This is a genomic window from Hymenobacter gummosus (assembly GCF_003970915.1).
In the GTDB taxonomy this organism is placed as follows: Bacteria; Bacteroidota; Bacteroidia; order Cytophagales; family Hymenobacteraceae; genus Solirubrum; species Solirubrum gummosum.
The window spans coordinates 156,355-178,815 of the sequence record NZ_RXOF01000006.1 but is presented as its reverse complement, the minus strand read 5'-3'; the positions used below and the strand labels follow the sequence as shown (position 1 = coordinate 178,815).

Below are 22,461 nucleotides of genomic sequence, written 5' to 3'. Positions count from 1 at the left end.
GCCCGCACCGACCGCCGAAACAGCCCCCATTGCTGCTAACACAACCCCGAGGGAAGACAGCGTCAGCGGTACGGCCGTACTCCGCATTGACACCGGCAGCCCGACCTCCGCCCCGGCATTCAACTTTCGCAGCTGGTAGGCGCGGCGGAACAGTTCTATTTGCTAAATATTTTAGTAGTCGCGCTTGACAGCCGGGCCCGGTTACGCTACCTTGGGCAGCATGAAGCGCATTTCCATTCTGGTGCCGCACGGGGCCGTGCTCGGGAGCATTGAGGGCCCGCGGCTGGTGTTCAGCGAGGTGAACAACCTGCTCAAGCGCCTGGGCCAACGGCCCCTGTTTGAGGTGCAGCTGGTGGGCCTCACCGCCGAAACGCCGGTGTGCGGGGGCCTCTACAACATCCACACCCGCCTGCTGACCGCGGACGTGGAGCAGACTGATCTGGTGGTCATTCCGGCCATCGACGGCGACCCGCGGCAGGCGCTGGAAGCCAACCGGGACTTTGTGCCCTGGATTATCCGCCAGTACCAGCAGGGCGCTGAGGTGGCCAGCCTGTGCCTGGGCGCCTTTCTGCTGGCCTCCACCGGCCTCATCGACGGGCGGCAGTGCACCACGCACTGGGCGGCGGCCAACGACTTCCGCCGCATGTTTCCGCAGGTGGAGCTGGTGGAGGACCGCCTCGTCACCGACGAGCACGGCATCTACTCCAGCGGCGGGGCGTTTTCGTACCTGAACCTGGTGCTCTACCTCATCGAGAAGTACGTGGGCCGCGACATGGCCGTGACCTGCGCCAAGGTGTTCCAGATTGATATCGAGCGGGTCAGCCAGTCGGCCTTCATCATCTTCAACGGGCAGAAGGAGCACGACGACGAGCCGGTGAAGCGGGCCCAGACCTTCATCGAGGACAACTACCAGGAAAAGATTACGGTGGACCAGCTGGCCGACATGCTGGCCCTGAGCCGCCGCAACCTGGAGCGCCGCTTCAAGAAAGCCACCGCCAACTCGGTGGTCGAGTACATTCAGCGGGTGAAGGTGGAAGCGGCCAAAAACAGCCTGGAATCCTCGCGCGAGACGGTCAACGAGGTGATGTACCAGGTGGGCTACACCGACGCCAAAGCCTTCCGCGACACCTTCAAGCGCATCACCGGCCTCTCGCCCAAGCAGTACCGCGACAAATACAGCCGGGCGGTGGTGATAGGGTAAGAGGGTATGGGGGTGTGAGGGTAGGAGTTGTCTGCTGTCATCCTGAGGCGCAGCCGAAGGACCTTCCTCCCACCATGCACCGCCGCTAAAGTCTAAGGTCAGACGTTAGGCCAGGACGATAAAAGCGCAGCCACCGCGGCCCGAGTGATTGGGCGTTGGTGGCTGCGCTTCTATGTTGTTATTACTACCAACAAGCAGCGTTGACACATTGGTGTCAGCGGCAGTGCGTGGTGGGAGGAAGGTCCTTCGGCTGCGCCTCAGGATGACAGCAGACAACTCCTACCCTCACGCCCTACCCCGCGGCCACCACTGCCCGCAGTGGCGCTCTGTACCCCTCGGCGGGTACCTCGGCTGCGAAGCGCTGGGCCTGGCGCTTTTTCCAGAACAGGTAGGAAAACGCCATCCAGGTCAGGAAGAGCAGGGGCGAGACGATGAGCATCAGACTGTCGCCGGCGGCGGCGCGGGCCACGCAGGCGCCGAGGAGGTTGAAGGTGAAGCCGGCGTAGGCCCATTCCTTGGCGGTACGCAGCCAGGGCTGCAGCAGGGCCAGGGCGCCCAGCAGCTTGGCCACGCCCAGCACATCGAGCACGTGCAGCGGGTAGCCCAGGTGCCGCATGATGGCTTCGCCCTCGGGGCTGTGCGAGAGTTCGGCGTAGCCGCCGAACAGCATAAAGGCGGCGAAGGGCAAGGTGAAGACGCGGTACAGGATGGTGGCGGTTTTGGCTTTCATGGCGCGTTTGGCTAAAAAGGTTTGACATTGATTACATGCCAAAATTATTAGCAAAATAGGCGTCACGCCAGGGCCATTTGCGACGAACTACGGGGGTATTTGCGCCACCGCCAAACGGCTGAATCTGGCCGGCGCCGCTACTCCAGCACCGTCACCAAGGACTTGTCGTAGAGCTGCGCCCAGTCGCGGCGCAGGATGGCGTAGAGCAGCTCGTCCTCGAACTCACCCTGCTCGTTGCGGCCCGATTCGCGCATACGGCCCTCGTACTGGAAGCCCCGGGTTTTCTCGATGGAGCGGCGCGAGGAGTGGTTCGACACGCGGAAGCCGGTGGCCACGCGGTTCAGACCCAGCAGCTCGAAGGCGAGGTAGAACAGGTGGGGCTTGCTGCGCGGCGTGACGCCCCGGCCGCGCATGTGCTCGAACACGTCGGCGCCGGTGTTGCCGCTCAGCTCGTCCCAGCTGTCGACGGTGAGCAGGGTCATGCCGGCCAGCTCCTCGCCCAGCAGGCTGTAGAAGCCGAAGTTGGTGCGGCGGCCGGCGCGGTCGTACTGCGGCAGGTAGCTCCGGAACAGCTCGTCAAGCATGCCGTGGGAGTCGGGGTAGCCCTGGAAAAGCGTGGTGATGTCGACCAGGTTGTCCTCGTTGATGAGGTGCAGGGTGATGGAATCGGAGTAGAGGGCGCGCAGCATCGGGGACGGGAGGAGTTCGGCCTAAATAAAGCAATCGGCGCCAACTGACTACCGCGGGCTGCGGGCGGTTACGGCCGAGCTTGCTGGAAAATATTCGGGCAGCGTCAAGCAAAAGCCTAGGCCCGGCCGTAGGTGCTAGCCGACCACACACCAAACACCTTATTCTATGCGTTCCTTGTACCTTTTGGCTGCCCGCTGGGTGGCCCCGGCCGCGGCCCTGGGCCTGCTGGCTGCCTGCTCCAACAACCCTAGCACCGACTCCAGCGGCAACCCCACGGCCGACTCGGCCGCTACCACTGCCCCGGCCGCCGACACCATGGCTACGGCCGGCCCGCAGCCCATTAAGCCCACCGGCCCCGCGCCCGCCTGGGCGCCCACCATCAAGCCCGAAATGCAGGCCGTGATGGAAACCCTGGCCAGCCTCGGCGGTAAGCCCATCGAGACGCTGTCGGCCCTGGAGGCGCGGCAACAGCCCACGCCCACCGACGCGGTGATGAAGCTGATGCAGCAGAACAACATTCCCATGCCGCCCGTCACGGCCGATACCATGAGCCGTGTGCTGATGCCCGGCGTGAAAGTGCGCGTGTACACGCCCAAATCAGGCGCCGGGCCGTTCCCGGTGATTGTGTACTACCACGGCGGCGGCTGGGTCATTGCCAACCTCGATACCTACGACGCCTCGGCCCGCGGCCTCTCCGAGCAGGTGGGCGCCGTGGTGGTGTCGGTGGCCTACCGGCAGGCGCCCGAGCACAAGTTCCCCACGGCCCACAACGACTCGTTTGCCGCTTACCAGTGGGCGCTGAAGAACGCCGCCAGCATCAAAGGCGACCCGGCCCGCGTGGCCGTGGCCGGCGAATCGGCGGGCGGCAACCTGGCCTGCGCCGTGAGCATGATGGCCCGCGACAAAAAGGTGGCCCTGCCCAAGCACCAACTGCTGGTGTACCCCATTGCGGGCTACGACCTGAACACGCCTTCGTACCAGAAAAACGCCCAGGCCAAGCCGCTGAACAAGGCCATGATGGGCTGGTTCTTCGACAAGTACCTGCGCTCCGCCGCCGACGGCAAGAACCCGATGATTTCCCTGGTATCGGCCAACCTGAAGGGCCTGCCGCCCACCACGCTCATCACCGCCGAAATCGACCCGCTGATGAGCGACGGGAAGATGCTGGCCGACAAGCTGCAGGCCGCCGGCGTGCCGGTGAAGTACCAGAACTACGACGGCGTCACGCACGAGTTCTTCGGCATGGCCGCGGTGGTGCCCCAGGCCAAGGAAGCCCAGGCAATGGCCTCCGCCGAGCTGAAATCAGCTTTGACGAAGTAAGCGCCCTGCCTGATAAACAAAGCGGCCACCCCGGCGTCGGGGTGGCCGCTTGGCGTTTGATAAATCGTCTACTTCCTCGCGAAGCCCTGAGGCGTAAGCTTCAGCTGGCTGAAATCCATGCCGTACTGGCCCTTGAACATCGAGCCGATGCTGCTGCGGTAGGCCGGGAGGGTGCTTTTCTTGGCGGCTTCCTCCCAGCCGGCCGTCAGGATGACGGTTTGCAGCTTGAAGGCCTCCCCGAAGCGGGCCGCGGCCACCGGGTCGTCGGGCTTGAGCTGTCCGTTTCGCTGCATGATGCCGGCTACCTGCCCGCGCACGCCCTTGGCCAGCGCGGGCGTGATGGTTCTACCGTCCTGCACATTGTTGACAATTGCGTAACCCGTGAGCAGGTAACAGGCCATGGCGTCGGCCGCATCGGTGGCGCGCAGACCGGTGCCGCTGATGATTTTCGCGTACAGCGTCTCGTAGTCGAGCTTGCCGGGGCCGAAGGCGGCAGTGAGGGCCTGGGCGCCGGCGGGGTTGCTGGCCTGCAGCTTAGCGGCCAGGTTTGCCACCGTCCGCTCGCGCACGGCCGGGGAGGGGCGGTAGGCGAAGCTGCTGGCGGTGGCCGTTTTGGTGGTAGCCGTTCGGCCGCCCTTGGCCGCGGCGGCGCGTTTTTCCAGGTCGTAGCGCACGGCCTCGCCGCCGGCCCAGCCGGTCATCAGCGTCATATCGAGGGCCGGGCCGATGTCTTGGGCCGAACCGGCGCGCGGGGCCGCCAGCAGCAGGGCGCTGGCCAGCAAAAGCGGAAGCATCTTCATGGTACCGGGGGGCCGCAGCCCGGGTTGGTGGACCAGAGGATGTACGGTTGGGTTTGCTGGGCGGTTCCGCGGTGGCCAGCGGCAAAGCGCTGAATGCGGGCTACTTCCGCCGCGGCGGGCTACTGCCGGGCCATGGGCCGGGCGGCGGGGTTCTCGTTCAGGTACCGTTCGCGCAGGGGTGCGGCGGGGCCGTTGAGCTTGAGCACCGGCACCTTGCCGCTGTTGTCCACCGTCAGGCCTTCCACCAGGTCCTCGGGGCGCAGGGGCAGGTCGGCGCCGTCGAGCATGTACTTCTGGTACTCGTAGCTGATGTCCTCGCGCAGGTAGCGCTGGGCCAGGGTCAGAAACAGCTCGTCGGTGTACTTCTGGCCGGGCTGCCGGCAGAGGTGCAGCAGCTCGCGCATCATATCGTCGAGGGAGCGGGTGTAGCCCGAGCGGCGCAGAATCTGGTGGTCGAGCCAGAGCGCGAAGACGGCCCCGCGGCGGTAGGGCAGCTTGCCGAAGCTGCTGCTCTTCCAGTAGTTATCCTTGATGAGGTAGTTGGGCTGGTTGCGCTCGGCGTTGCGGTACAGGCGCTGAAGCACGTCCTCATTGAAGCTCTGCACCCACTGCTCCATCGTCAAATCCCCGCTGCGCAGGCGGTTCTTGAAGGCGTAGTAGTCGGTGAAGCCTTCCGTAAACCAGTAGTTCAGCTCCTCGTGCGCCGCCCCGATCTGTCCGCCAATCCACTGGTGCAGCATCTCGTGGTTGAGGATGTAGCGCAGCAAATCCCAGTTGTTGTAGGGGTTATTGGTCGACTGCAGCACGAAGCCCTGGTGCAGGCTGCTGCCCTTCATGCTCTGCCCGTGCCAGCTGGTGTCGGCAGTCGTCACGGTGGGGCTGAGGAACACGGTGTAGCTGGCCGGGCCGGCGTCCTGCCAGAAGGCGCGCTGGGCCGTGAGGGCCTGCCGCACGGCTTCCAGCACGCGGGCGTCGGTGTACTCCGTCCACTGCCCGCGCTGGGCCAGGTACACGGTGCGGTTCTGCAGGCTGAACTGCTGCAGGCGGTAGTCGCCGCCCACGTAGAGCGAGCGGTAAAACTCCGTCCAGAGCTTGCCGCGGAACGTCTGCTCGGTGGCGCCCGCGGCGAAGGTGTTGTGCAGCCGGAAATCCGGCGGAAAGCCCACCCAGCGCACGGTGGCCCGCATTTCCGGGTCTTCGACGGCCGTTTTGGTCAGAGCCTCGGGCACGGCAAACAGGGACTCGCCCAGCACGTGGAAGTAGGTGTCGGCCACGTAGGGACGGCTGAACTGCGCCTTGGTGTACTGCGCCGCGTCCTGCTTCACCCGGTACGAAAAGCGCACGTCGCGGCCCCGCGGGTGGTACACCACGATGCGGCTGCTGTCGGGCACCACGCGGAAACGGTAGCCGGGCTCCGCGCCCGTGAGGCCCGTGAGGCAGCGCAGCAGGTCTTTCTCGCCCCACACCTCGTTGGCGAAGTGGAAGTAGGTGGAGTCGGCGGGGCGGGTGGTGCGGGCCTGCACCTGCACCCGCAGGCCCTCCGCGGCCAGCTGCGGGCTGTAGTGCACCTGGTAATCGAGGCGGGACTGGGCCGGGGCCAGCAGGGGCAGCAGGCCGGCAAGGAGCAGCAGCAGTTTCATAGCAGGGCGGGTTACGGAGCGGGGGGAGCCCCAGCAGGGCGGGGGAGTGGGCGACGCCGGCAAAGCTAGGCTTCCCGGGCTTCGGTTGTTTCACACGTTGATGTGAGTCAGCGGCTTGCCGTTCGCAGATTAATGCCGGATTAATTTATAACATTGGCGTAACCGGCCCGAGGCGCTGCCGGGGCGTTCTTTGCCGGACTTTTCCTTCCCCTTTTTTTCTCCTCTCCCAATGGCTGCCCACACCTTCCGCGCCGCACTGCTGCTTCTCTCCCTCCCGCTGGGCCTCGCCGCCTGCAACGACGACGACGACAGCGGCAGCAACACCGGCCTGCCCACGCAGGTATCCTCGCTGCGCTTTATCGGCGAGAAAATCGTGCCCTACAACCAGCAGTACAGCAATACCCGGCTGGGCGGCTTCTCGGGCATCGATTACCGCGCCGACAACGACACGTACTACCTGATGTGCGACGACCAGGCCAGCGCGCCGATGAGCCGCTTCTACACGGCCCGGCTGACCTTCGACCAGAACAGCTTCTCGGACATCAGCTTCACCAGCGTCACGCCCCTGAAGCGCCCCGACGGCTCGGCCTTTGCCACCCTCGCCGCTGACCCGGCCAACAGCCTCGACCCCGAAGGCATCCGCTACGACGCCAGCACGAACCGCCTTATCTGGTCGAGCGAGGGCATCCGCAACGTCACGGCCTCGCCGGCGGTGCTCGTGCAGCCCTTCCTGCGCGAAGCCAACCCCGACGGCTCGTACGTGGGCGACTTCGCGCTGCCCCCGCTGTTCCGCATCCAGGCCACCGACAACGGCACCCGCTCCAACGGCTCGTTTGAGGGCATGAGCCTCACGCCCGGCGGCAAGTTCGTCTTCACCGCCTCCGAGGAGCCGCTCTACGAAGACGGCCCCCGCGCCTCCAGCACCCAGGCCGGCGCCACCATTCGCCTGCTGAAGTACGACCGCGCCACCCGGCAGCCCGTGGCCCAGTTCGCCTACAAGCTCGACGCGGTGCACGCCGCCCCGGTGCCCAGCACGCAGTTTCAGCTCAACGGCGTGGTGGAAGTGCTGGCCCTGACGGAAACCAAGCTGCTGGCCATGGAGCGTTCCTTCGCCGTGGGCGCCACGCCCGACTACAAGGTGAAGATTTACGAAATCGACCTGAGCGCCGCTACCGACGTGGCCGGCCTCACGGCCCTCACCGGCACCAACTACACGCCCGTCACCAAGCGCCTGGTGCTCGATCTGGCCACCACCGGCATCAGCCGCGTCGACAACCTGGAGGGCATGACCTTCGGCCCGAAGCTGGCCAACGGGCACTACTCCCTGGTAATGGTGTCGGACGACAACTTCGGTGCCACCCAGGTTTCGCAGTTCCTGGCTTTCGAGGTCATTCCGTAGTCCGATTCTCACCCCATATCTGCGCAAGCGGCGGCCGGTACTCCGGCCGCCGCTTGTTGCTTTTCGGGGCCGTTTGCGCACCAGGCAACAGCCGCCGCAAACGGGAAGCCGGGCGCCGCTCTGCTAATCGGCGGGTAACGAACCGGGGAAGAGGATGAAAAAGCTGAATCCGGCGCCGGATTCACTCGTGTGGAATAAGCAGTACAGCCCGAAGCTTATAAGGCCGGCGCTGACAAGACCGCGCCGCCCGGGCGTCGCGGCGACAATCTGGGCTATACCCCGGCGGGTGGGGGCAGCGTATGGAAGCAAGCCGCTCACGACTTCAAACCCGCTGATTATGCATCAACGCGTTACTTACCGGGCGGCTGCGACGCGGCTGGCCCTGGGGCTGTTCACTTGCCTGCTGCTGGGCTGCCTGGGCAGCTGCGCTACCCACCGCGTCGGGGCGGCGGGGCAGCGGCGCATTCAGGGCAAAACCTACGTCATCATCGGGGCCAGCAGCGGCTTCGGGCGGGGCATGGCCGAGGAGCTGGGCCGCTGCCGGGCCAACGTGGTGCTGGCCGCCCGCCGGGCCGAGCTGCTGGAGGAAGTGGCCGGCAAGGTGCGCGCCGCCGGCGGCACGGCCCTGGTGGTGCCCACCGACATCAGCCAGCCCGAGCAGGTGCAGCGCCTGGCCGAAGCCGCCGTCAGGCAGTACGGCCGCGTCGACGTGTGGGTGAACGACGTGGGGGTGGGGGCCATCGGGCGGTTCTGGGAAATGCCGCTGGCCGACTACTCCCGGCTGGTCGACGTGAACCTGAAGGGCATTATCTACGGCAGCTACGCGGCCGTGCGGCTGTTTCAGCAGCAGGGCGGCGGGGGCACCCTTATCAACCTGGGCTCGGTGGAAAGCCACGTGCCCCTGGCCTACCACGCCGTGTACGCCGCCACCAAGGGCGCCGTCCTGAACTTCGACCAGGCCCTGCGCCAGGAATTGCGCCTGGCTGGCCAGCGCAACATCGAGGTGGTGACCATTGAGCCCTGGGCCGTGGACACGCCCTTCTGGACGCACGCGGCCAACTACAGCGGCGGCACCCCGCGCATGGCCGCCATGGACCCGCCCAGCAAGGTCGTCAACGCCATGGTGCGGGCCTCGCTGCGGCCCCGGGCCGAGGTGCGGCCGGGCTGGAAGGCCCGCGCCGCCGTCACCTCGCACCGCCTGCTGCCCCACCTGACCGATCGGCTGTCGGCAGGCGTGGTGCACCGCTCCCAGATCAAGACCGCGCCGCCCGCCCCGGCTACCCCGGGCGCCGTGCACGCGCCCATACCTGCCGGCCGCGGCGTCGACGACGGGGTGCGGGCGCGCATGAAGGCCGAGAATAAGCAGCGCAAGCAGCAGAAACGCTAGGGCGACTTAGGGGGCGGTGGCTGGTTGCGGCAAAGCTGCCAGCTCCCGGGCTACGCGCCGCAGGCCCTCCGCCAGCTCGGCTTCGTCGTGGATGGCGCCCAGGGCCAGGCGCAGGCCCGGTTGCGGCTGCTCGGGGCTGACCTGGTAGCTGGCGCTGCTGAGCACTTCCACGCCCTGCGCCTGCAGCCGCGTCAGCAGGGCGGGCAGGTCGGTGCCGGCGGGCAGGGGCAGCCAGATATGGAAGCTGGCGGGGCGGGTGAGGTAGGGCAGGGTGCCGAGCACGCGCTGCACCACCGCCTGCCGCTGCCGGGCCACTTCCTGCTTGCGGGCAATAAGCCGGGCAAGGGTGCCATCGGCAAGCCAGCGGCTGGCGAGGCGGGCAAACAGCACGGCCGAGCCGCTGCTGGCGCGCATGGCATCGGTGAGGGCGGGGCGGTAGGCGGCGGGGGCCAGCAGGTAGGCCAGCTTCAGGCCGGGGCCCACCGGCTTGCTCATGCTGTACACGAAAAAGCCGCGCTCCGGGGCCAGGTGGGCCAGGCTGGGCAGCTCCCGGGGCTCCAGGAAGCCGTAGGCCCCGTCGTCGAGCAGCAGCAGATCGTGCTGCCGGGCTACGGCCACCAGTTCCTGCCGCCGGGCCAGGGGCATCACCGTGGTCAGCGGGTTGTGCAGGGTGGGCATCAGGTACACGGCCCGCACGGACTGCCGGCGGCACAGCTCGTCGAGGGCCGCGGGCAGCATCCCGTCGGCGTCCATCGGGCAGGGCAGCACGGTGATGCTGAGCTGGGCGGCCAGGCTCAGAAAGCCGTTGTAGGTCACGGCATCGGCTACCACGGTGCGGCCGGCCAGGCGGGCGGCCAGGGCCACGGCCAGCAGGGCCTGGTGCCCGCCGGTGCCCAGCTGCACCTGCGCGGCCTCCACCGGGTAGTCGGGCAGGGCAAGCCAGGTGGCCGCGGCCTGCCGGTCGGCGGGGTAGCCGTCGGGCGGGGCGGTGTCGAGGTAATCCGGGGCAGGGGGCAGGGCGGCCAGGGCGGCCCGGAACTGCTCGTGCTGCTCGGGCAGCACGGGGTAATTGTAGCGCAGGTCAATCATGGCGGGGCGGGGGCCGGGCAGCGACGGTGGCCCCGGCGCCCCGAAAGTAAGCGCGGCCGCGGAACCATCGGCGGGGCGCTGGGCGCGGGCCGGGGTAAGCGCAGCCGCCAACGCCGGCTGCGGGGCGGGCGCCGGGCTGGCTTTCCGGCTGCCGGCTGCAGGCCCGCACCACCGCGCGGGCGGCCGTTAAATGGCCAGCGTTGAACGGCAATCAGCCCGACGCTGTCGGGCGCACCCCGACGTACCAACAACGCCCGCGCGGTGGCGCGGGCCTGCGGGGCGGGGCGCCACCGCGCAGAACTACCGCCGGGCCTGGGGCGTGAGCTGGGCTTCGAGGCGGCGCAGGCGTTCCTCCAGGGCGGCCGTGGCCGCGGCGGTCTGCTGCACCTGCTGCTGGGTGGCCTGCTGCTGGCGCAGCCGGGCGTTTTCGGCTTCCAGGGCCAGCACGCGGCGGTACAGGGCCTGAATGGCAATCAGGTTGACCCCGTCGAAGTCGGCCTGGTTGATGGTAGAGTCGTTGCCGATGCGGCCGACGGCGTCGTGGCCGAAGGCCTGGTAGAAGTCCTGGGCCATGGGGCCGTAGTGGCGCATGGTGTCGGGGCTCTGGCCGCGGTAATTCCAGGAGCCCAGGCGCAGGCGGTTGATGCGGGCCAGGAACTGGTTGCCGTCGGCCAGCACCACGCGCTCCTTTTTGGTGGAATCGGAAATGACCTGCCAGGCGTTGCCGCCGGCCACCAGCTGCACGCCCACCGTCAGGGTGGGATTGGTGAACAGGCGGTAGCCGCCCCGGTAGCGGGCCGAAAACTGGTTGCTGGCCGTGGCCCGCAGCGAGTCGTTGACGGAGCCGTCGCCCAGGGTGAGGGTGCCGCTGTAGCCGGCGGCCGAGGCGTAGCGGCCCAGGGCAATGGCGTTGTTGGCGTTGGCAATGCACCGCTCGCCCAGGGCCAGGGCCGCCGTGCCCTGGGCCTTGCACAAGTAGCCCGCGGCCACGGCATAGGTGCCGCCGATGCGGCACTGGCGCCCCGCCGCCAGCCCGACCGAAGCGTCCGCCGCGTTTTCCCGGCCCAGGACCGTGTTGTAGGAGCCGCGCACCTCGTTATCATAGCCGCTGCTCAGGCTGTAGTTGCCCGCCACGAGGTTGTTGTAGCCGAAAGCCGCCGAGTAGAAGCCCATGTTGCCGGCGTCCCACTGGCTGCCGTCGACGCCGCCCGCCCGCAGGGAGCCGAAGTAGCTGGTCCACATCAGCCGGTCGCCGGAGCCGCTGATGGGGGGCACGGCGGGACCGTAGCCGATGCTGGTGCGCACCAGCAGGCCCGCGTCGGCGTCGAACAGGTGCAGGCCGGCGCCGTTGTCGTACGTGTTGGAGGGGCGGATGGCGGTGGAGAGGCGCACCAGCCCGTTGCCGTCGATGCGCAGGCCGTTGGTGCCGGGCGTGGTGGCCGAACCGCCCACCAGCCGGAAGGAGGCCAGGTTCAGGTTGCGGGTGAGGGTGTGGTTGCCGAGGTTGTCGCCGGCCTTGGTTTTGTCGGGGAGGTAGAGCCACTGGCCGCCCACGGCGTACCAGAAGCCCCGGCGGCCGTCGGTCTGGAACACCATCAGCCCGTCGGGCGGGCTGCTGATGCTGGCGCGCTGCAGCGAGTCGAGGCGCGGAATGAGCAGGCCCTTGTCGGTGCTGCTGATGTCCAGGGCCGCTTTGGCGTTGGGCGAGCTGGTGCCGATGCCGACGGCGCCGGTGGTTTGGGCAAGGGCCAGCAGCGGAGCCGCGCACCCGGCCAGCAGGAGTAACAGGTGTTTCATAGCAGTAGGAGGTTAGGCGGTTCGCTAAGCTACGCACACCCGCGCCATGCCGCGCCGCAATGGCTGCCAACGGCCCGCGGTGGGTGGTAAACGGCCGGATTTGGGCAGGAAGCCGGCCCCGCGCCCGGCTGCGGCGGCTGGGGGGCCGGGCGCGGCGGACCGGGGCCGGCCGGGGGCGTTGGGCCACGAGCCCAGGCGTTTAGTGCGGATTGGTCGAGGAAGATGGGGCAACCGTCGAGTGGGCTGGGGCGGGGGGGCGGGCCGGGCGCATCTTTGGGTAGCGGGCAAGGCTGCCCGCCGCCCCGGCCCGGCCCGGCGGGGCGTTCTAGCTGCCCGCCGCCATGCTGACATTTCCGCCCCTCGTCTACCATTCCCGGTTTCTGAAGGCCGACCGCCGCAGCCTCGTGCGCGGGGCGGGCAGCGAGGCGTACCAGACCGCCTTCGAGCAGTCCGCCCGCCTCGACGATTTGTTTCTGCGGCCCGGCGCCTCGGTGGAGGTAGACGCGGCGGGGCTCGGCGGGCAGCTGCTGGTGCTGCCCATCGTGGGCGGGGCGCTGCTCACGGCGGCCGGGGCCGCGGAAACCGCCCTGGTGCCGGGCGGCGTGTACGCGGTGCCGGTGGGGCCGGGCCAGGCGGCCAGGCTGACCAACCCCTTCGAGCACGAAACGGTGAACCTGCTGCTCATCCGGGCGCCCGTGCCGGCGGCCGCGGGGCCGGCGCTGCAGGAAGCCGAGCTGCCGCTGACGGCCCGCAACGTGCTGGTGGCGCCCACGCCCGCTGCCTGGCCGCTGCGGGTGGGCCTCTACGACAGCCGCGTGAAGGGCCGCATCCCGGTGAGCCGGCCGGCGGGTTTCGCGCTGTGCTACGTGCTCAACGGCTCGTTTGAAATCGAGGACCGGCTGGTGGAGCACCGCGACGCGCTGCTGCTCTGGAACACCGCCGCCGTCGAGTTTGAGGCGTTGTCGGAAACGGCCCTGCTGCTTTACCTGGAGTTCGGCGCTGGGCACTAGCGGGCCAGCGGGCCGCCACTGCTTTACGAATTACCGGGCAGCGCCGCGTCGAGGGCCGCCGGGCTGGCCCGGGGGCTGCCGGGCGGTAGTCGCCTGACCACGGAAACGACTTCCGGCAACCGTGGCTGCGCCTGCCTGCGGGGTGCCCCGGCTCCGCCCGGCCCGACGGTCGGCGGCGCCCGTTGACATCGACTTCCGGGTAACCCCCGGCACGGAACTTACTTTTTCCTTCACGTATGCCAACACCTTTCCGCGCATGAACAGAAAAGAATTCCTCTCCAAGAGTTTCGGCTTCCTCGGCATGGCGCTGGTGGGCCCCTCCTTGCTGGGGGGCAGCGACGCCGCGGCCTGCACGGTGGCCAGCACCGAAACGGCCGGGCCGTTTCCGACGATTAACCCGGCCAACCTTGTGCGCACCAACATCATCGGTACCCGCACGGGCGTGCCCTTTACCATCAACATCACGGTGAAAAACGTGCTCGGCAACTGCGCCGCCGTGGCGGGCCTGCTGGTGGATATCTGGCACTGCGACAAGGACGGCAACTACTCGCAGTACGGCGGCACGCAGATGCAGCAGGCCAACTACACCACCCAGGACTTCCTGCGGGGCCGGCAAATCACCAACAGCAGCGGGCAGGTCACGTTCACCAGCATCTTCCCGGGCTGGTACACCGGCCGCGCCACCCACATCCACGTGCACATCTACACGGCCGCGGGTACCAGCCTGCTCATCTCGCAGATTGCCTTCCCGGAGGGCGCCGGCTCGGCCGTGGCGACGGTGAATGCGGCCACCGCCTCCGGCTACACCAAGGGCATGAACGGCTACACCTACAACGCCCAGGACAACGTCTTCTCCGACGGCACGGCCACGGAAATGAGCACCATCGTGGGGAGCGTGGCGGCGGGCTACGTGCTCAACTGGGACGCGTACGTGTCGTCGGCGGCGCTGGCGACCAAGAGCGCGGCGGCCATCAGCCAGTTCCAGATCCGGCAGAACTTCCCGAACCCCTGCGCCGGCCTGACCAAGATTCCGGTAGTGCTGCGCACGCCCTCGCAGGTACAGGTGACGGTGGTGTCGCTGACGGGCCAGCAGGTGTTGCGGCAGCTGGCCGGAACACTGTCGGCCGGCGAGCAGATCATCGACCTGGACGTGTCGGGGCTGGCGGCCGGGGCCTACGTCTGCCACGTGCAGGTGAGCAACCTGGGGGGGACCTTCACCCAGTCGCAGCTGCTGCGCAAGGGCTAGCCCGCGCCGACCACCAGCCACCCCGCCGCCCGGCTTCCACTGCGGAAGCCGGGCGGCGGCATTATCGAAGCAACGGGGGCCGTGCGGGCCGCCTGGACCCCGCCCCCGCGGGCCCTTGAAAATGCCTGCTGTGCATCGGCCTTCGGGCAGCAGGCAGGGGAAGCCGGACGACGTGGGGGATGTAGCCGGTGGGGCTGCCGGGGTAGGGCGCCGGGCTGAGGACCCGGCGGACGGGGGAATGGTGGTGGCCCGGCTTCGCGCTTACGGCGCCACGCCTCGCGGCCGGCTTCTACGACCAGTCCTACTTCAGCCACGCCTTTCGGACGTCCAGCGGGCAGGCGCCGGGGCGTACTTCGGCGGATGGCCGGGGTGAGACGACGGCGCCCGGCTTCCGCGGGGAAGCCGGGCGCTGGTGGCGGGGGCAAGAAGGGAGGCGGGGCGCGGCGGCTTAGGGCTGCGGGCGCGTGGCGGGGGCGGGTGCCGGGGCCGCGGCGCGGGCGGGCGGCTGGTCGTAGCGCAGCTGCTGGCCGTCCCACCACAGGTACTGGGTGGGGGCGTTGGGGTCGGCGTCGCTGTGCATGAGGCGGCGCATGCGCGGGTCGAAGTCCCGGGTCAGCAGCTCGGGAGCCAGCGGGGCTTCGCGGGCGTCGCGGCGCAGGCCGGTGGCGGTCCAGTGCAGCGGGGCCTGGGAGTGGCCCTGCTGGTTTTCGCGCACGTAGAAGCCGGTTTCGGTGACGCGCTCCACGAACACGCCCCGGGTGTCGCCGGTGGGGGTGACGGTGATGGTGGCTTCCTGCGGATTGCCGAGCAGGGCGGCGAAGTCGGCGGGGAAGGCCACAAAGGCGGTGCCGTCGCGCAGCTCGGCCCGGCCCCGGGCGCTGACGTCGGCGGTGAGGGCGGAGGGGGCGTAGGTAGCGGCGCGGGAGCCGTCGGGGCGCTCGGCCAGCTGGGTGAGGGGCTGGTTGGTCAGGGCCGGGCCGTCGACGTAGAGGCTGTACCGCTCGCCCCGGGCGTGCAGGCCGTACACCTGCCCGCGCACCCAGCCGCCCATCACCCCGCCTTCCAGCCCCAGCCCGATGTGGGTATTGACCGAGGCGGGGCTGCCGGCGGCGCGGCCGCCGGTGGTGCCGACCGTCTGGGCCGTGCCGAAGCCGTAGAACGAGTAATCCAACAGGTTGTTCTGGGCGAAATAGCCCACGCTGCCCATGGCCACGCCGCCATCGTCGCCGAAGAGGCCGCCGGTGCGGGTGGTGACGCCGGGGCTGCTGCCCACCACGCCGAAGCTGTACGTGCCCGACTGGCTGAAGCTGCCGATGACGCCCGCCCGCGGGCCGGTGCTGGCCAGGAGGCGGAAGCCGGTGCCGGCGTTGGGGCTGCTGTTGGTGCCCCGCACCCCGGCCGTGTTCGGCCCGCCGGTGGTGGAGTTGTTTTCGCCCTGCACGGCGGCAAACTGGGTGGTGTTGCTGCCCTGGATGGCTCCGTACACCCCGCTGCCGTTGAAGGAGCTGTACCCGTTCAGGGCGAAGGGGAAGGTGGCGTTGCTGACGGCGTTGAACAGGTCGCCGGCCAGGGCGGTGCTGGTGGCGCCCCAGAAAAACTCGCCCAGGCTGCTCAGGCGCCCCCGCACCACGTTGTTGGTGACGAGGTCCACGTGGTGGTTGCTGGTGGTGCCCAGCTGGCCGGTGGCGGTGAGGGTGTTGCCGGTGGTGCGCCAGCTGGTGGTGCCCAGGCTGGTCACGGTGGTGTTGGTGGCGTCGAGGCTGGCCTGGGTGACGAGGCGCTGCCACTGCGGGGCGGCGCCGGTGCCGGCGTTGAAGTAGTAGCCCGCGCCGCCGCTCAGGGCGGCGTTGGTGTTGTACACGAGCAGGCTGGGGGCCGGGCTGCCGATGGTACTGGCGTCGGTGAGGGAGCTGAGGGCCACGCGCGGCACCAGCACCCCTTTGCCGCTGCTGCTGACCTCCAGGGCGGCGGAGGCGTCGGGGGTGGCGGTGCCCACGCCCACGGACTGGGCCGGGGCCAGGGATGCGGCGGCCAGCGCGAGGCCGGCGGTGAGTACAAGGTGTTTCATGCAAGTAGGGGAGGGGGTAGGGTGGGGGATTCGAAGGTCGGACAAGGTACTTGAAAAACAAGCAGGTAGGGCAGGGGCGGATAGCACGACGCCCGACTTCCGCAGGGGAGGCCGGGCGCCGGTAACAGGCGTTGCAATAGGGGCGAAGCGGATAGGGACGGGCAACGGGGGCGGGACCCCACCCCCCGGCCCCCTCTCCGAAAAAGGAGAGGGGGTGCGTTCTGACGGCTTGGGGGAGGTTTGGGGCCGGGGTTAGCCGGCGGGCGGGGTGGTGCCGGGGTCGGGCTTGTCGTTTTTGCCGGGGCGGGTGGCGGTGTTGATGGTTTGGCGGGCCGACTGGTAGGCGGTGTGGAACTGGGGCTGGCTGCGCCGGAAGCGGACCATGAACTTGTCGACGCGGTTCTTGAGCAGGGCAGTGGCCTGGCGCAGGTCGGCGTTGATGGCTTGCTTGTGGGCTTTGCCTTCGGCGACGGTGAGGCGCGGGGCGGCCTGCTCGGCCTTGAAGGCGTTGATGGCGGCTTGCAGCTCGCTCAGCTCGTCGGCGGTGACGTCCTGCTCGGCCAGGGCCTGGGCGTGGTCGGTGGCGCGGGCGTGCAGGTTCTGGGCGATGCGCAGCAGGTCGGCGTCGGGTTTGCGGGCGAGCTGGCTCTCGGTGTAGTCGCTGTCGGTGTGCAGGCGGATGTCGGCCAGCTCGTCGGCCAGGGCGAGGAGGGCGGCGGCCATGTCGCCGGCGCGCTGGGCCAGCAGCAGCCGGGTGGCCTTCTTGACGGCGCCGGGCTGCTCGGGCGTGACGGCCGCTTGCTGCCGCTCGGCGGTGGGGTCGAGGCGGGCTACCAGGGCTGATAGCTCCTGGTGGGCCTTGCCAAAGGCTTTGTTGGGGGTGAAGAGGTCGGCGTGGTCATCGAGGACGCCGAGGGCGGCTTGAAGCATGGTTAGCTTGGCCCGTTGCTTGTCATTCATAATGCGTGGGAAAAAGGATTTAGTGAGGAAGTAAGGTATGATTATCCGGGGTTCGTAGGAATGCGCGGCGTAACTATTTGTGCGGGTCTGCTACGGGCTTGGCGGAGCCTGCTACGCGTTTGGCCGAGCCTGCGAGGCGTTGGGCGGAGGCTGCTAGGGGCTTGGCGCAGCTTGTTACGCGTTGGGCAGAGCCTGTGATGGGTTTGGCGGAGCCTGCTAGGGGCTTGGCGGAGCCTGTGAGGCGTTGGGCGGAGGCTGCTAGGGGTTTGGCGGAGGCTGTTAGGAGCTTGGCTGGGCTTGTTACGGGCTTGGTAGGGCGCTGCACCCCCCGGCCCCCTACCTCGCTTGATGCGCGACATGAAGAGGAGAGAGGGAGTGGTTGATATCTGGCGGCAGGGTTGGGGCCGCAGGGTATCAGCGGCATCATTTTCCCATCACTGCCATCAGTGGTTAGGGGCGGGCTGCTGGGGAGGCGGGGGCCGCTTTAGTAGCGCGTGGAGCCGGCTTGCTGCTAGTGCGCTGTGGGGGCGAAACCGCTGAATTTCCCGTACTTTGATTTCAGTCCTCAACCCGGCGCTATGGTTCCCCCGACGTACCAGCACTACATCTCCATCGACCCCGAAATCCGCTTCGGGCGGCCGTGCCTGACGGGTACGCGCATTGCCGTAGCCGACGTGCTGGGCTGGCTGGGCGGCGGGCAGTCGGTGGAGGAAATCATCGAGGACTTCCCCGAGTTGAGCCGGGAACAAATCCAGGCCTGCCTGCTCTACGCCGCTGACCGGGAACGGCACCTGCGCATCGCCGGATGAGGCTGCTCCTGGACGAGAACATCTCCTACCGGGTGGTAGCGCTAATTGCCGCCGCCTTCCCTGGCTCGGAGCAGGTGCGCCGCCTGGGCCTGCTCGGCCGCCCGGACCGCCTCATCTGGGACTACGCCCGCCAGCATGATTTCGTCATCGTCACCCACGACGACGATTTCGCGGAGCTGAGCGCCCTGCGCGGTGCCCCGCCCAAAGTGCTGCTCTTGCGCACCGGCAACCAGCCCACCGCCGCGCTGGCGGCGCTGCTCCTGCGGCAGCAAGCTACCATTGAGGCGGAGCTGGCGCCGGCGACGGAAACGTATTGTCTGACGCTGGGCGCCTCACCCCCCGGCCCCCTCTCAGAAAAGGAGAGGGGGAGTGGTTAGTATCTGGCGGCGGGGTTCGGGCCTGCACGGTATCAGCGCTATCATTTCCCATCACTGCCATCAGCGGTCCGGGCGGGCGGCTGGGGAGGCGGGGGCCGCTTGAGGTAGCTAGGTTGGGCAACAGCTATACTTTAGCCGCAGTAAAGCAGTCACGAAAATTGATTCGATCCACGAATGAATAGAAATCCGTAGGATCAGTTTTTCATCAAATTTCGACCATAATGCGAGTTCAACTTCAAAAAGCCTGTCCCGCTTGTGGGCACAATAGGTTTTATGGCCTGTCTATCGGTATTAGTACTTATCGTTTGGGCTTAAATGGAGCAGTACTAGTAGAAACAGATGACAGTGGCGATGTAGAAAGAGTAGAATGCGCAAGCTGTGGCCAGAGCTTCGCTGTTGATGCCTTCATTCTCGAAGGCCGTTTGGTTATTTCTCAGAAACCTGATGGTACGCTATTCTGACGAACACTTTCACTACTGTGCCACTGAGCTACTTGTTCATAGCTGATGAATTGCACAAGCGGCCGTAGAGGCTCAAAAGCAGTACGCGTCAATTTATCTGCAAACTCGCGTTGTTTGACAGAGGACGCCACTAAGCAAAGCTGCGCCCGAAAATCTTGTAGGTCGAGATATTTAGCAAAGGAATTCTGAAAGTCAGTGCTATGCTCAACCTCAAACATAGCTGCTGGTAGCTGTCGGGCATTGAACCAAAGAACATCTACAGTAGCCGCTCGGCGCAACACATGAGGATAGCTAAATGCAGGGAGGTTAGATAATGTGGTGACCTCGCGTAATGGCTGTCCTAAGAAAGGTCGATTACCGTCTTGAGCAGGAACATAGGTATCTAACCCACGCCATTGGCCGATTTCGGCTAGCAATCCTTGATAGTAAGTATGGTCAAATTCGGCCTGCTGATATTCATTTGCTTGTGGTTGTAGCTGGAGGTATTGTAGGACTAATTCGCGCATGTCACTCAACGCCCAGAGTCCTGGGCGAATCTTAAAGAAGTCGGACGAGGTTTGCACAATTCGACGGATACTCGCAAAAGGAGTACGTGTAGCCCACTTACTTACATCTGTATGTTGATTCAGATATTGTAAGGTTGCGAAACCACCATTGTGACGCATGACTTCAATAACCTGATTGCGTTGGTTCATTTCGAACAGGGTTAATCATTAATCGACTTGAAAGGCAAATCAAAACTAAAATTTAATTCTAGCGCCGCCTACCCCTCATCCTCGTCATCCGACACGGCAGCCGCGGCTACCACCGGCGGCATGGATTCTACGGGCGGCTCGTTCAGCAGCTGGCGGGCGGGCAGCACGCCGGGCACTATTGGCGAAAACAGAACGGCCGCCATTTGCTGGGGCGGCCGTTTCGTTTCTAGCAAGTCGGCAAGTCTACGCGGCGTTTTTGGGGTCGGGGTTTTCGAGGTTGCCGAGGCGGGTTTCGTGGTCGGCCAGCTTGCGGAGCATGGCGGCGTTGGTTTCGGTTTGCTGCATCAGGGCGCGCAGCATCACCTGTTGCCGCTCGTCGGAGAGGCGCAGCTGTTCCAGGGTAGAGTCGATACGCTTGAGGGCTTCGGACATCATTTCTTCGAGCTGGCTGAACCGTTCGTTGTTGGTCAGGATTGCGGCGGGCTGAGGTTTACGAAGATACGAAATGCATGGGCTGGGTGAGAATTGATTTTACTATCTGGTGTCAGCACGCGAGATGCCTCGACAAGCTCGGCATGACGTGCTGTATGGTGCTTATCACAAAGCAGACACGGGCGGCCATCATGCCCGCCCGTGTCCGCTTATGTCCCTTCATGTCCGCCGCTTACCCCTCGTCCTCCTCATCCGACACGGTAGCGGCAGCTACCACCGGCGGCATGGATTCTACGGCCAGCCCGCTCAGCAACTCGCGGGCGGGCAGCACGCCGGGCACGCCGGTGATGGTGACGAGAGGCCGGCACCCTGCACCATTCGGGACAAGGCGCGTACTTTGTGGCAAACCCCGCTACCCACCATGTCCGAATCCGAAGCCCCGCCCCAGGTGCCGCGCCTGACGTACCTGCGCATCCGCAACTACCGCGCCCTGCGCGACGTGGAGCTGCGCGACCTGACGCCGCTGACGGTGCTGGTGGGGCCAAACGGCAGCGGCAAGTCGACGATGCTGGATGCGCTGGCGTTTCTGGCGGAGGCGGTAGCGGGGAATCTGCAGCAGGCCTGGGAGAAGCGGAACCGCTTCGCGGGAATGCGGACGCGGGGAAGTGAGGGGCCGATTGAGTTTGAGGTACATATTCCGTCGACCAATAATCCGACTACTCAGCTTGCGTACACACTCGAATTTGTAGAAGCACGAGAAAAGGTGTTAGTGCTTAGTGAGCGTCTGTCTCATAAAGACGAACAAGGAATTGAACGCCTGATTTTTGATGCAGAAGGAAGTCCAGAAAGTGTCAATGACACGCTGGATGAGAGTTCGATGGTAGATGTTACCATCTATCCCAGCCAGCTAAATGGGAATCTAAATCAGTTTGGTACTGATGCAAATAGTTTAAGTCTGCCTTTCATCAGATTCTACAGCGGCGGTAGTGAGTTTGAGGAAGTCGTCAACCAAGTTTTTCTTTTTATAAAAGCTTACCGCTACATCCACCTCACCGATAACCACACCAAAGGCGTAGTCGATGCCGGGCCGCGGGAGCGGCTTTCCCCCAGCGGCGACAACCTGCCCAACGTGCTCTATTACCTGCAGCAGAAGCATCCCGAGGTGTTGCAGGGTCTCATCGGGGAGCTGCGGCGGCAGGTGCCGGCGCTGGCGGAGGTGCTGACGGAAGTAACTTCCGACGAGCGGCTGCTGCTGCGCTTCCGGGACGCGCCGTTTGAGAAGCCGCTGCCGGCGCAGTACATGTCGGATGGCACCTTGCGGCTCACGGCGCTGCTCACGCTGCTGCGGGAGCCGGAGGCGGCGGGGCTGCTGGGGCTGGAGGAGCCCGAGAACGAACTGCACCCGCGGCTGCTGCCCCGGCTGGCAGAGGAGCTGCGACGGGCCACCGAGACGCGGCAGCTGCTGGTGGCTACCCACTCGCCGGCGCTGCTGGATGCCCTGGAGCCGGCGCAGGTCTGGATTCTGCACCGGGGGCCCGACGGCTACACGCAGGCCACGCGGGTGGCCGACCTGCCCGACGTCGTGGCGATGGTGGAAGAAGGCTCCCCGCTGGGCTACCTCTGGGAGCGTAATTTCTTTGACGTGGGCGACCCGCTGGCCCCGCTTTCCCCGCAGCCAATCCGGGAGTAGTATGCGGGTCGAGTTTCTGTTGGAGGAGGAATCGGCGGAGGCGGCCCTACGCATTCTGCTGCCCCGGCTACTACCGGCGCATTATACCCCCAAGCTGCGGGTGTTCCGGGGCTGCCAGGATTTGCTCAAGCAGCTGACGACCGTGCTCAAGGGCTATAAGCGGCGCCTGGAGCAGCCGGGCCAGCAGGACTTGCGCGTGGTGGTGCTGGTGGATGCCGATGGCATAGCCGAGCGCCGGCGGCAGGAGCTAGAGCAGGCGGCTACGGAGGCGGGGCTGCTAACGTACGCGCAGGCGGCCGGGCAGCAGCCGTTCTACGTGGTGAATACCCTGGCCGTGCAGGAGCTAGAAGCCTGGTTTTTGGGTGACCCGCTGGCTATTCAGGCGGCCTACCCCCGGGTGCGGCCCCAGCACTTCAGCGGTCTGCCCGACAACCCCGATACCGTGGCGGAAGCCTGGGAAACGCTGCTGCGGGTGCTGCAAAAAGCCGATCCGAAAGCTACGAAAGCGAAAGTGCGTTGGGCCGAAACTATTGCCCCGCACCTGGATATAGCGCGGAACAGTTCACCCAGCTTCCAGTACTTCCGGCAGTGTTTGGCAAGGCTGGAATAGACGGAGGCCTTATGGGACCGTCATGTGACAACAGAATAGAAAAGCGGCGT

The 22,461-nt window shown here is 66.6% G+C and carries 21 protein-coding genes; 10 read left to right on the top strand and 11 right to left on the bottom strand.

Translation table 11 applies throughout. From position 1 onward, the window contains the following. The first annotated feature begins 220 nt into the window (after positions 1 to 220). On the top strand, positions 221 to 1,201 hold the full coding sequence (locus EJV47_RS12485) for a GlxA family transcriptional regulator (protein ID WP_126693486.1): 981 nt from the start codon (positions 221 to 223) through the stop codon (positions 1,199 to 1,201). Positions 1,202 to 1,493: 292 nt separating this feature from the next. On the opposite strand, the gene EJV47_RS12480 is transcribed toward EJV47_RS12485, so the two are convergent. Next, on the bottom strand, positions 1,494 to 1,931 hold the full coding sequence (locus EJV47_RS12480; protein WP_126693485.1) for a DoxX family protein: 438 nt from the start codon (positions 1,929 to 1,931) through the stop codon (positions 1,494 to 1,496). Between the two features lie 137 nt (positions 1,932 to 2,068). After that, positions 2,069 to 2,620, bottom strand: a complete 552-nt coding sequence (locus EJV47_RS12475; protein WP_126693484.1) for a GNAT family N-acetyltransferase — start codon at positions 2,618 to 2,620, stop codon at positions 2,069 to 2,071. Between the two features lie 166 nt (positions 2,621 to 2,786). Here EJV47_RS12475 and EJV47_RS12470 point away from each other — a divergent pair, with 166 nt between their 5' ends. Continuing rightward, entirely contained in the window at positions 2,787 to 3,941 is a 1,155-nt protein-coding gene (locus EJV47_RS12470; RefSeq protein ID WP_126693483.1) for an alpha/beta hydrolase, read from the top strand. A gap of 68 nt (positions 3,942 to 4,009) precedes the next feature. Here the strand turns inward: EJV47_RS12470 and EJV47_RS12465 are convergent, their stop codons facing one another. Together EJV47_RS12465 and EJV47_RS12460 are read right to left on the bottom strand one after the other, a co-directional pair. Next, entirely contained in the window at positions 4,010 to 4,741 is a 732-nt protein-coding gene (locus EJV47_RS12465) for a DUF6683 family protein (protein ID WP_126693482.1), read from the bottom strand. Positions 4,742 to 4,860: 119 nt separating this feature from the next. After that, positions 4,861 to 6,381: a M1 family aminopeptidase gene (locus EJV47_RS12460; protein WP_126693481.1), complete on the bottom strand. Its 1,521-nt coding sequence runs from the start codon at positions 6,379 to 6,381 to the stop codon at positions 4,861 to 4,863. 229 nt (positions 6,382 to 6,610) lie between these two features. On the opposite strand from EJV47_RS12460, the gene EJV47_RS12455 reads away from it, so the two are divergent. Together EJV47_RS12455 and EJV47_RS12450 are read left to right on the top strand one after the other, a co-directional pair. Continuing rightward, positions 6,611 to 7,780: an esterase-like activity of phytase family protein gene (locus EJV47_RS12455; protein WP_126693480.1), complete on the top strand. Its 1,170-nt coding sequence runs from the start codon at positions 6,611 to 6,613 to the stop codon at positions 7,778 to 7,780. 337 nt (positions 7,781 to 8,117) lie between these two features. After that, positions 8,118 to 9,167 (top strand): SDR family NAD(P)-dependent oxidoreductase, encoded by a 1,050-nt coding sequence (locus tag EJV47_RS12450; protein WP_126693479.1) that lies wholly within the window; start codon positions 8,118 to 8,120, stop codon positions 9,165 to 9,167. Positions 9,168 to 9,173: 6 nt separating this feature from the next. Here EJV47_RS12450 and EJV47_RS12445 read toward each other — a convergent pair whose 3' ends face one another. Next, positions 9,174 to 10,256, bottom strand: a complete 1,083-nt coding sequence (locus tag EJV47_RS12445) for an aminotransferase-like domain-containing protein (RefSeq protein WP_126693478.1) — start codon at positions 10,254 to 10,256, stop codon at positions 9,174 to 9,176. 300 nt (positions 10,257 to 10,556) lie between these two features. Continuing rightward, positions 10,557 to 12,053, bottom strand: a complete 1,497-nt coding sequence (locus EJV47_RS12440) for a tail fiber domain-containing protein (protein WP_126693477.1) — start codon at positions 12,051 to 12,053, stop codon at positions 10,557 to 10,559. Positions 12,054 to 12,394: 341 nt separating this feature from the next. Between EJV47_RS12440 and EJV47_RS12435 the strand changes: the two genes are divergently transcribed. Then, on the top strand, positions 12,395 to 13,063 hold the full coding sequence (locus EJV47_RS12435; protein WP_126693476.1) for a pirin family protein: 669 nt from the start codon (positions 12,395 to 12,397) through the stop codon (positions 13,061 to 13,063). A gap of 256 nt (positions 13,064 to 13,319) precedes the next feature. Further along, the gene (locus EJV47_RS12430; RefSeq protein WP_126693475.1) at positions 13,320 to 14,309 is read left to right on the top strand and encodes a dioxygenase family protein; all 990 of its coding nucleotides are present in this window, start codon (positions 13,320 to 13,322) and stop codon (positions 14,307 to 14,309) included. A gap of 448 nt (positions 14,310 to 14,757) precedes the next feature. Here the strand turns inward: EJV47_RS12430 and EJV47_RS12425 are convergent, their stop codons facing one another. Next, positions 14,758 to 16,377: a hypothetical protein gene (locus EJV47_RS12425; protein WP_126693474.1), complete on the bottom strand. Its 1,620-nt coding sequence runs from the start codon at positions 16,375 to 16,377 to the stop codon at positions 14,758 to 14,760. Between the two features lie 252 nt (positions 16,378 to 16,629). Continuing rightward, a complete protein-coding gene (locus EJV47_RS12420; protein WP_126693473.1) occupies positions 16,630 to 17,337 on the bottom strand; it encodes a hypothetical protein in 708 nt (235 codons plus the stop codon). Positions 17,338 to 17,915: 578 nt separating this feature from the next. On the opposite strand from EJV47_RS12420, the gene EJV47_RS12415 reads away from it, so the two are divergent. Beyond that, a complete protein-coding gene (locus EJV47_RS12415) occupies positions 17,916 to 18,146 on the top strand; it encodes a DUF433 domain-containing protein (protein WP_126693472.1) in 231 nt (76 codons plus the stop codon). Further along, positions 18,143 to 18,523 carry a DUF5615 family PIN-like protein gene (locus tag EJV47_RS12410; protein ID WP_165903733.1) on the top strand — a complete coding sequence of 127 codons (381 nt, stop codon included), beginning with the start codon at positions 18,143 to 18,145 and terminating at the stop codon, positions 18,521 to 18,523. The genes EJV47_RS12415 and EJV47_RS12410 overlap by 4 nt, the downstream gene beginning before the upstream one ends. Positions 18,524 to 18,956: 433 nt before the next feature. Here EJV47_RS12410 and EJV47_RS12405 read toward each other — a convergent pair whose 3' ends face one another. The 3 genes from EJV47_RS12405 to EJV47_RS12400 form a co-directional block, all read right to left on the bottom strand. Next, positions 18,957 to 19,679 (bottom strand): hypothetical protein, encoded by a 723-nt coding sequence (locus tag EJV47_RS12405; protein ID WP_126693471.1) that lies wholly within the window; start codon positions 19,677 to 19,679, stop codon positions 18,957 to 18,959. A gap of 68 nt (positions 19,680 to 19,747) precedes the next feature. Further along, entirely contained in the window at positions 19,748 to 19,882 is a 135-nt protein-coding gene (locus EJV47_RS28890) for a hypothetical protein (RefSeq protein ID WP_279389060.1), read from the bottom strand. Between the two features lie 40 nt (positions 19,883 to 19,922). Then, positions 19,923 to 20,114 carry a hypothetical protein gene (locus EJV47_RS12400; protein ID WP_126693470.1) on the bottom strand — a complete coding sequence of 64 codons (192 nt, stop codon included), beginning with the start codon at positions 20,112 to 20,114 and terminating at the stop codon, positions 19,923 to 19,925. Positions 20,115 to 20,532: 418 nt separating this feature from the next. On the opposite strand from EJV47_RS12400, the gene EJV47_RS12395 reads away from it, so the two are divergent. Continuing rightward, on the top strand, positions 20,533 to 21,801 hold the full coding sequence (locus EJV47_RS12395) for an AAA family ATPase (RefSeq protein ID WP_165903732.1): 1,269 nt from the start codon (positions 20,533 to 20,535) through the stop codon (positions 21,799 to 21,801). A 1-nt stretch (position 21,802) separates the two neighbouring features. Beyond that, positions 21,803 to 22,411, top strand: a complete 609-nt coding sequence (locus EJV47_RS12390; RefSeq protein ID WP_165903731.1) for a DUF4276 family protein — start codon at positions 21,803 to 21,805, stop codon at positions 22,409 to 22,411. Positions 22,412 to 22,461: the final 50 nt, after the last annotated feature.